Source organism: Micromonospora sp. AMSO1212t, from assembly GCF_008868145.1.
Lineage (GTDB): Bacteria > Actinomycetota > Actinomycetes > Mycobacteriales > Micromonosporaceae > Micromonospora > Micromonospora tulbaghiae.
Genome location: NZ_WBKS01000012.1, coordinates 67,787 through 76,469, shown reverse-complemented (window position 1 = coordinate 76,469; position 8,683 = coordinate 67,787). Strand labels below are relative to the sequence as shown.

10 protein-coding genes are annotated in these 8,683 nt (G+C 73.3%); 2 read left to right on the top strand and 8 right to left on the bottom strand.

All coding sequences use genetic code 11. The annotated features are described in order from the left end of the window. On the top strand, positions 1 to 1,444 hold a 1,444-nt coding region (locus tag F8279_RS05930), incomplete at its 5' end, for an AAA family ATPase (RefSeq protein WP_151499337.1). Positions 1,445 to 1,518: 74 nt separating this feature from the next. Here the strand turns inward: F8279_RS05930 and F8279_RS05925 are convergent. The 4 genes from F8279_RS05925 to F8279_RS05910 all read right to left on the bottom strand — a co-directional run bounded on the left by F8279_RS05925 (position 1,519) and on the right by F8279_RS05910 (position 4,723). Then, positions 1,519 to 2,547 carry an SRPBCC family protein gene (locus tag F8279_RS05925; protein WP_151499336.1) on the bottom strand — a complete coding sequence of 343 codons (1,029 nt, stop codon included), beginning with the start codon at positions 2,545 to 2,547 and terminating at the stop codon, positions 1,519 to 1,521. 3 nt (positions 2,548 to 2,550) lie between these two features. Beyond that, the gene (locus F8279_RS05920; RefSeq protein ID WP_091425522.1) at positions 2,551 to 3,006 is read right to left on the bottom strand and encodes a hypothetical protein; all 456 of its coding nucleotides are present in this window, start codon (positions 3,004 to 3,006) and stop codon (positions 2,551 to 2,553) included. A 154-nt stretch (positions 3,007 to 3,160) separates the two neighbouring features. After that, on the bottom strand, positions 3,161 to 3,670 hold the full coding sequence (locus tag F8279_RS05915) for a GNAT family N-acetyltransferase (RefSeq protein WP_091425524.1): 510 nt from the start codon (positions 3,668 to 3,670) through the stop codon (positions 3,161 to 3,163). Positions 3,671 to 3,820: 150 nt separating this feature from the next. Next, on the bottom strand, positions 3,821 to 4,723 hold the full coding sequence (locus F8279_RS05910) for a hypothetical protein (protein WP_151499335.1): 903 nt from the start codon (positions 4,721 to 4,723) through the stop codon (positions 3,821 to 3,823). A gap of 151 nt (positions 4,724 to 4,874) precedes the next feature. Between F8279_RS05910 and F8279_RS05905 the strand changes: the two genes are divergently transcribed. After that, on the top strand, positions 4,875 to 5,087 hold the full coding sequence (locus F8279_RS05905) for a hypothetical protein (RefSeq protein ID WP_013288875.1): 213 nt from the start codon (positions 4,875 to 4,877) through the stop codon (positions 5,085 to 5,087). Between the two features lie 6 nt (positions 5,088 to 5,093). Here F8279_RS05905 and F8279_RS05900 read toward each other — a convergent pair whose 3' ends face one another. From F8279_RS05900 to F8279_RS05885, 4 genes are all read right to left on the bottom strand, one after another. Then, positions 5,094 to 5,549 (bottom strand): DUF3263 domain-containing protein, encoded by a 456-nt coding sequence (locus tag F8279_RS05900; RefSeq protein WP_151499334.1) that lies wholly within the window; start codon positions 5,547 to 5,549, stop codon positions 5,094 to 5,096. A gap of 137 nt (positions 5,550 to 5,686) precedes the next feature. Beyond that, a complete protein-coding gene (locus F8279_RS05895) occupies positions 5,687 to 6,700 on the bottom strand; it encodes an ABC transporter permease subunit (RefSeq protein ID WP_151499333.1) in 1,014 nt (337 codons plus the stop codon). Then, entirely contained in the window at positions 6,697 to 7,695 is a 999-nt protein-coding gene (locus F8279_RS05890) for an ATP-binding cassette domain-containing protein (RefSeq protein WP_091425534.1), read from the bottom strand. Before F8279_RS05890 ends, F8279_RS05895 begins: the two co-directional genes overlap by 4 nt. A 105-nt stretch (positions 7,696 to 7,800) precedes the next feature. After that, positions 7,801 to 8,586 (bottom strand): DeoR/GlpR family DNA-binding transcription regulator, encoded by a 786-nt coding sequence (locus F8279_RS05885; protein ID WP_151499332.1) that lies wholly within the window; start codon positions 8,584 to 8,586, stop codon positions 7,801 to 7,803. Between the last annotated feature and the right edge of the window lie 97 nt (positions 8,587 to 8,683).

Sequence of the window (8,683 nt, the reverse complement as noted above, 5' to 3'; positions counted from 1 at the left end):
GCTCGGTGTGCTGGTGGAGGGTCCGGCCGGCTCGGGCAAGTCCGCGCTGGTGCGTGCCGTCGCCGCCCGGGTCGGCGCGGGCGTCCGGCCGCTGTGGGCACCGGAACTGGCCGCGCTCAGCAACGACGCGGCGGCCCGGCGGCTGCGCGAGGCGGCCTCGGCGGTACGCGCCGGCGGTCCCGCCGTGCTGCTGGTCACCGACGTGGAGTCGATCGCCCCGGCCGACGAGCCGGGCCCGCTGGCCACCGTGTTCCGGCAGGTGGTCGCCGAGACGCTGCGGGCCGGCGCCGCTGTAGTGTGCACCAGCGGACGCCCCGAGGCGGTCGACCCGGCGCTGCGCGGCCCGGACCTGCTCGCGCTGCGGATCACCGTGCCGCTGCCCGACGCGGCGCTGCGCCGGGAGCAGTTGACGGTGCTGACCCGTGAGGTGCCGCTGGCCGGTGACGTCCGGCTGGACGAGGTGGCCGCCCGTACCCCCGGGTTCGTCGCGGCGGACCTGGCGGCGCTGGTACGCGAGGCCGGGGTACGCGCGGCGCTGCGACAGAAGACGGCGGAGACGCCGACGGTGGCGATGGCCGACTTCACCGCCGCGCTGGAGGTGGTCCGGCCGACCACGATGTCCGCGTCCACGCTGGAGCTGGCGTCGGTGACGCTCGACGACGTCGGTGGGCTGCACGAGGTCAAGCAGACGCTCACCGAGTCGGTGCTCTGGCCGCTCACCTATCCGGACACGTTCGCCCGGCTGGGCGTGACACCGCCGCGCGGCGTGCTGCTCTACGGCCCGCCCGGCTGCGGCAAGACCTATCTGGTGACGGCGCTGGCCGGTTCCGGGCGGGCCAACGTGCTCTCGGTGAAGGGCGCGGAGCTGCTCTCGAAGTGGGTGGGTGAGAGCGAGCGCGCGGTGCGGGAGCTGTTCCGCCGCGCCCGCCAGGCCGCGCCCACGCTGGTGTTCCTGGACGAGGTGGACGCGCTGGCCCCGGTACGCGGGCAGGCCACCGACGGTGGTACCACCGACCGGGTGGTGGCGGCGCTGCTGACCGAGCTGGACGGCGTGGAGGCCCTGCGCAACGTGGTGGTGGTCGGCGCGACCAACCGTCCCGAGCTGGTCGACCCGGCGCTGCTGCGTCCCGGCCGGCTGGAACGGCTGGTCTACGTGCCGCCGCCGGACGGCCCGGCTCGTACGGAGATCCTCCGCGCGTCCGCCCGGGACGTCCCGCTCGCGCCGGACGTGGACCTCGACGCGCTCGGCGCCGAGCTGGACGGCTTCTCCGCCGCCGACTGCACTGCGCTGATCCGGGAGGCGGCGCTGGCCGCCATGCGGGAGTCGCTGGAGGCGAGCACCGTGACCGCCGCGCACGTCGAGGCGGCCCGGACCCGCGTCCGTCCCTCCCTGGACCCGGTGCAGCTCGCGCATCTGGAGTCGTACGCCACCGGCCGGTCCTGACCCGCTCAGCTCTCGTCGCGCCGGCGGGCGCTCGACCCGGCGGCCGGCGCTCGACCCGCCGGCCGCCGGTCCGGTCAGCTCTCGTCGCGGCGGCGGGCGGCCGGGCGGCGGGGACGCTCCGGGACGCGGCGGCGCCGCTCGGGTTCGCGCTGCCCGCGTGCCGGACGGCGGGAACGCTCCGGCGCGGTCAGGACCGGCTCGTCGGCGTACTCGTCGTCGTCGAAGTCCTCGCCCTCGTCGTAGGCGGCGTACTCGTCGTCAGCCGGCCCGGCCTCGCCCCGCTCCTCCCGGAGCGCGGTCTCGTGGTCCTTGACCACCTGGGAGTCCTCGATCTCGCCGCGCCAGCCCTCGACTGCGTCCGGGTCGAGCACGGTCCGGGTCATCACGTGCCGGACGAAGTGCTTCAACTCCAGCCGCACGCGGCGGCCCTGGGCCCGCCACAGGTTGCCGGTGTGCTCGAAGAAGCCCTGCGGGTGGTACTCCAGCACCACCAGGATCTTCGTCAGTTCCGGGCCTACCTCGTGGAAGCTGACGGTGCCGTCGACCGAGCCCTTCTCGCCCTTGGACCGCCAGTGGATCAGCCGGTCCGGGATCTGCCGGACGATCGTCGACTCCCAGGTCCGGTGCGACCAGAGCACCTGCGCCTTCCAGGTCATCTTCTCGTCGGCGTCGCAGTCGGCCTGCTCGACCTTCTTCATGAAGCTCGGGAAGTCGCCGAACGTCGTCCACTGGTTGTAGGCGACCCGGACCGGCACGCCGACCTCGATGGTCTCGACGATGTTGGTGACCTTGAGCTTCTTGCCGCCGTCCTGGCCACCCTTGCGACCGAACGCCGCCATCAGCTTCTCCTTACCGCCGGCCACGCCGGCATGGAACATGGCCTTCACCGGCGAGGCGCCCCCGGCGAGCCGCTGCGCGCCGGTGGCGGCGGCGACCAGGCCCGGGTCGCCGCCCCGCTTCGCGTACTCGCTGAGTCGTCCGGTCGCGTCGGTGACCCGGTCGGTGACGACCTGCACGGCTCGATCACCGAGGGCCGAGGCGAGATTGCGCAGTTCGCCGCCGATCTGGTCGCGGGCCCGGTCGGCCAGGCTGCTCGTCGCCACGGCTCACCGCCCCCGATCGGCTCGGGCCGGCACCGGCGCGCCGGGCTGGTCGTCCAGCTCCTGCTCCTCGTCGGGCGCGGAGCGCTCGGCGTTCGGCGCGGAGCGCTCGGCCTCCGGCGCGGAGCGCGCCCCGTCCGGCCGGCCCGCGCCGCTCTTGCGGCGCAACGCGTCGGCACCGCCGCGCAGCCGTCCGCCGATCGCGTCGATACCGCTGCCGGCGGCGGCGGTCGCGGCCGCCCGCCCGGCCGCCACCAGCGGCGGACCCAGCCCACCGAGGTTGCGCAGCTGCGGGTTCGCGGCCATCAGGTCCGCGCCGAACTGCTTCAGACCTCCCGGGCGCCGGCTGGCCCGCCCGGCGGCGACCGCCGCGGCGAGCGTCAGCGCGGTACGCATCTTCTTCCGGCGACCCAGCAGATAGCCGAAACCGACTGCCAACGCCACCCGTGATCCGCTTTTCATCCGCTCTCCTTCGCGCTCTCCGGGAGGCGGACATCGCGTCCCGGAGAGGCGGGCAGTACCCGTCACCCCATCGGCAAAACATTTCCGCCGGGGCGCGAAACCGCCCATCAAGGCGGCACTGAGCAGGAGAAACGTGAATGGGGAGCGAGAAGCCTCAGCGGATCGGAAGTGCCGAATCCAGGCTCATCCGGGCGTGCAGGCTTCCGTCTTCCTCACGCAATTCCGCGCCGCATTTACGCAGCACCGAGATCGCACCCGCGTTGTCCGGAGTGGTGTTCGCGACCACCGTGTGCATTCCGGCCGCCGCAGCGGCGTTCAGCAGCTGCCGCAGCGCCGCCGCGCCCAGGCCCCGGCCCCGCGCCGACCGGCCCAGCCACATGCCGGTCTCCACCGTCCCGGGCTCCTCCCGGCGGGTCATCCGCACCATGCCGACCACCTCGCCGCCGGAGACGATCGCGTACATGGCCGTGCCGGTCGGGCCGTTCAGCCCGCCGAGGCTGGCGCGGTGGAACTCGCGGAACGCGTCGCGGCGGGCCAGCGACCAGCCCGCGGGGGCGTCCACCGGAGGCATGACGTCCTCCGGCTCCGCCTCAGCCGCCGCTACGGAGAGCAACGGTTCCAGGTTCCGTTCGTCCACCGGCTCCAGCCGCACAGCACCCGTCACGTCGCGCAGTCTGCCGCGCGTGGCCCGGGTCGTCCACCCCTTTGGGGAGGGATTGCCGCTATGGCCGACCGCCTCGTCCGGTCGTACCCCCGGGGTGTTCCCGCCTCACGCTGCGTTGTCATCCGACCGGTCGTTCCGGCGTGAGCGTGGTCACGCCGACGGGTCGAACTCGCAGAGCACAGCCGAGGCGTCGTCGGTGCGCTTGTGCCGCCGCAGCCGGTCCGGGTGGTCCCGCTCGGCCGTGCGGACCCTGCCGATCAGCCCTTCCGGGCCTTCCACGGTCAGCACCTCCAGCAGCCCGGCCCAGTCGAGCAGGCCGAACTGGTCGACCGCGCAGGAGGCGCCGTCGCTGAGCAGGGCGGCCCGGCGCAGCGCACCCGGACCGCGCAGCGGAAGCGTCCCGGTCAGCGCGTGGTAAGCCGCGTCCGGATCGCTCGCCGCCGCCCAGTAGCCGTGGGTGCGGTTCATCCGGGTCCGCTGCGCTGTCGTCGCGCGCCGGAACCGGGTCACCGGGTCGGTCTCGCCGTCCGGCAGCGCGGCGGCGCTGCGACGCAGGTCCGCCACCGCGTCCGCCAGCCGGTCGTCGGTGACCACCTCGATCCCGCGGTCGGTGTCGAGCACCAGCGGGCTGTCGCAGAGCACCAGGTAGTCGACCCGGTCGCCGCTGTGCCGGAGCAGGCAGACGGTGGACGACGGGGTGCCGGGATGGTCGAGGTCGCACGTCCCGCCGTGGTCGGCCCGTACGGCAAGGATGGCCGCCGCGAGGCTGCTCATCAGCGTGGCGGCGGGGCGGGCCGCGATCGCCAGGCCGATCCGGGCGGCCAGGTGCCGGACGTACCAGGCGGGACCGTGCGCGCACCCGGTGTCGAAGCCCTCGGGCACCGTCGCGCCGTCGAGGACGCCGACGAGCGGGCCGAACCGGAAGACCACGTCCTCGTTCTCCGGCCGGCCGGGCGCCGGGTCGGAGGCGGAACGCACCCGCATCACCGGCGCCTCCGCGGCCGGGCGGGCCGGCCTGCTGCCGATCGCGTACCGGCGGTCCGGTGCCCCCATCGTCGACCTCCGTTCGTCGTCGCCGGCCGCCTACCCGGCCCGCGCCCGGTCATCCGCGGCCGACCCGATCGAGGTAACCGTGCGTCATCTTCTACGGACTTTGGGTAGCGTCGGACGCGACCGGGTCGGTCCCGGTGACAGGGGGTTCGAGATGTTGGAGCGGTTGCACGAAGGCGGCATCCGGGCGGAGCACGCCTACCTCGCCGGGTTCGTCAGCATCGGCCTCTCGGTCACCAGCTGGTTCCTCTCCAAGCACATGGAGCGCGCCGGGGTGGCGCGGGCGGACCGCTGGGGCATCTTCATCGGCGAGTGGGCGCCGACGTTCTTCGCCATCGGCAACGGGCTGCGCACGTACGAGAAGTGACGCCGGTCAGCGGCGCCGGTTACGGGCACGCGACGAGCGCAGCCGGCGCAACCGGCCGATCAGCACCGGCTCGGCGGCGAGCGCGGCCGGCTGGTCGAGCAGGGCGTTGAGCAGCTGGTAGTAGCGGGTGGCGGAGAGCCCGAAGGTGTCCCGGATGGCCTGCTCCTTGGCGCCGGCGTGCTTCCACCACTGCGCCTCGAAGGCGAGAATCCGCCGCTCCCGCTCGGTGAGGCCGTCGCTCGGCGCATCGGACGGCGCCGGGGCGGACGCCGTACCACCGGACGGCGCGGCGTCGTCGAGGGACGTGCTGTCGTCGGCGGGCGCGGACCGGTCCGGCGGCGTGGACTCGACCGGGGGTGCGGTGCGCGGCGGCGGGACCGCAGCCGCGTGGCGCGTACCCGCTGTCGGCCCCGACGGGTCGGGCCGGTCGACGGCGGCCCGCTGCGAGGCGTCGGCGGACATGGCGCTCCTCTCCGACGGCGGGGTGACCGGCACGCGGAGACGCGCCGGCCGGGGAAGCCCCAGCGTAACCAGGGCCGCCCCCGGCCGCATCGGACGCGGGGTCCGCGCCGCCGGCGGTGCCGGCGGCGCGGACGAGGTCAGGAGATGTCCCGCCGCCGCATCGTCCAGAACGCGGCCACGAGCGCGCCCACCAGGGCCACGCCGAACACCATGGCCGACTGCTGCCAGGTGACCATGTACGTGGCCGGCTCGCAGGCGCCCTGGGAGAACTGGCAGGTGTCGTAGTCGAACAGCTCCGCCTGCTTCAGGAACCACGACTGGGCGTACGTGGAGAGCACGTACCGGTCACCGAACTGGACGCCGAGCACCGCGACCGCGATCCGGATGCCGATCTCGCTCACCGCGAAGATCCCCACCGCCGCGCCGAGCGCCATCGCCGTGTGCCGGCCGAGCGAGGCCAGCGCGAACCCGATCGCCGCCACGAGCAGCGTCATCCCCAGCGCACGCAGCCCGTCCAGCCCGATCGACTGCCACACTCCGGCGGTCATCTTCGCGGTGCTGCCGCGCTGGCTGGCGATCAGCCAGAACGCCGCCGTCCAGAGGCCGCCGAGAACCACGGTCAGGCCGAACACGGTGGTGAGCAGGGCGGCCAGCTTCGTGCCCAGCACGGTGAGCCGTTTCGGCCGCCAGAGCAGCAGGTTCATCATCCCGCCGGTGTTCCACTCGGCGCCCACGAAGGAGGCGCCGACGATGAAGCCGAACAGCGCCACGGAGGCGGCGAACACGGCGATGAACAGGGGGAACTCGGCCCGGAAGTCGAACTGGTACGGCAGGTACCACTTCGCCTCGAACATGTCGGGCTGCGGCTGGTAGTCCTTGCCGCAGTTCGGGCCGTACCGGTCCTCGGTGTTCTCGCCCCGGGCCGCGGCGGCCTCGCACTCCCCGATGGTGCGCTTCCACTCCGTCATCGCGGTCTGGTAGTCGTTGTTCGCCTTGGCCTCGGCCTCGGCCACCGCGGCGGGCGACAGCTTCTCGCTGGAGAAGCTGAACGCGGTCGCGACCGTGGCCAGGCCGAGCACCAGCAGCACGAGCATCAGCCGGGTCACCCGGCGCTTGCCGAGCCGGCGCAGCTCGGTGACGAACAGGCTCATGCGCCCCAACCTCCTGCGGTGCCGGTCTGGTCGACCTTGGCGGACTGATCGACCTGACGGTGCTGGCCGGGGACCGGCGCGGTGGCGGTCAGTTCGAGGAAGACGCTCTCCAGGTCGACAGCGACCGGGGTGAGCTCGCTGACGTACAGGCCCTGCTCGGCGAGGAGCCGGCTCACAGTGGCCGGCTTGTCCACACCGGACAGCATCAGGTGGTCCGGCTCGGTGGCGACGCGGACCCCGGCGCGGGTGAGCGCGTCGGCGGCCTGGGACAGGTCGCTGACCGCCTCCAGGCGTACCCGCACGGAGCCCTGGGAGTGGGCCGCGAGCACCTGCTCGACCGGCCCGAACGCGACCCGGCGGCCGAGCGAGATGATGGTGACCGAGTCGCAGATGAGCTGGATCTCGCCCAGGATGTGGCTGGAGAGCACCACTGTCATGCCGTTCTCGGACAGATCCCGCATCAGCCCGCGCATCTCCCGGATGCCGCCCGGGTCGAGGCCGTTCGCGGGCTCGTCGAGGATCAGCAGCTTGGGGTTCTTGAGCAGCGCGGAGGCCACGGCGAGGCGCTGCTTCATGCCGAGCGAGTAGGTCTTCACCCGCTCGCCGGCCCGGTCGCGCAGCCCGACCAGCTCCAGCACCTCGTCCACGCGCTGCCTGGGCAGCTCACCGGCCTGGGCCAGCAGGCCCAGCGTGTCCCGGGCGGAGAAGTGCGGGAAGAACTGCGGACTCTCCACGATGGCGCCGACCTGGCCGGCGACCGCCGGCAGCGCGTGCGGCAGCTCCTGGCCGAGAATGGCCATCCGGCCGCCGTTGGGCCGAATCAGGCCGAGCAGCGTACGCAGCGTGGTGGTCTTGCCCGAGCCGTTCGGGCCGAGGAAGCCGTGCACCTGGCCGGCCTCGACTCGCATGTCGAAACCGTCGAGCGCGTGGCGGACCCCGCGTTTCCGGCTCCGGTACGTCTTGCGGAGACCTTCGATCTCCAGGACAGCCGACACAGCTGACCTCCCCCGATAAGTAGGCGTCAGCGACACCATACGCGGTATGCACCGGAAGGCAATACCCGGTATGCAGTGTCGGCGTGTCGGCGTGTCGGGGTGAGGTCAGGCGCAGACGACGTGCACGCCCGCGTCGCGGAACGCCGCCACCACGTCGGGGGACGCGCCGGAGTCGGTCACCAGCGTCTCGATCCGGTCCGCCGGGCAGATGCGGGCGAACGCGTGCCCACCGAGCTTGGAGGAGTCAGCTATCACGACGACCCGCTTGGCCCGCGCAACCATGAGGCTGTTCATTGCCGCCTCGCCCTCGTGGTGTGCGGCGGCGCCGAGCTGCGGGTCGATCGCGTCCACGCCGAGCAGCGCGACGTCCAGCGTGACCTCGCGCAGCAGCGCCCCGCCGAGCGGGCCGACCAGCTCGAACGACTTCGGCCGAACCACGCCGCCGGCCACCACCACCTTCATCCGCGAACGCACCAGCAGCTCGTTGGCGATGTTCAGCGCGTTGGTGACCACTGTGAGCTGGGCACCCTCCGCACTGGTGTTGAGGTCGGGACGGACCGCCAGCGCCCGCGCCACCTCGGTGCTCGTGGTGCCGCCGTTGAGGCCGACGACGGTGCCCGGCGACACGAGCGCGGCGGCGGCCGCGCCGATCCGCTGCTTCTCGGCCGAGTGCTTCGCGGTCTTGTAGCGCAGCGGCAGGTCGTAGGAGACGCCGTTGGCGACCGCGCCACCCCGGGTACGGGTGATCATCTGCTGCTGGCCGAGCTGGTCGAAGTCGCGCCGGATGGTGGCCTGGGAGACGTCGAGCCGCTCGGCCGCCTCCTCGACGGTGACCCGCCCGCTGTCGGTCAGCATCTCCAGCAGCGCGTTCCAGCGCGCGTAGCGGTCCACCGCGGGGCCCTCCCCAGACTGTGCGTGAACGGTGATCGGTTGCGTGCACACTAGTGCGCGAAACTCGGTCTGCGCAAAACCCTGCGCTGCGCGAACT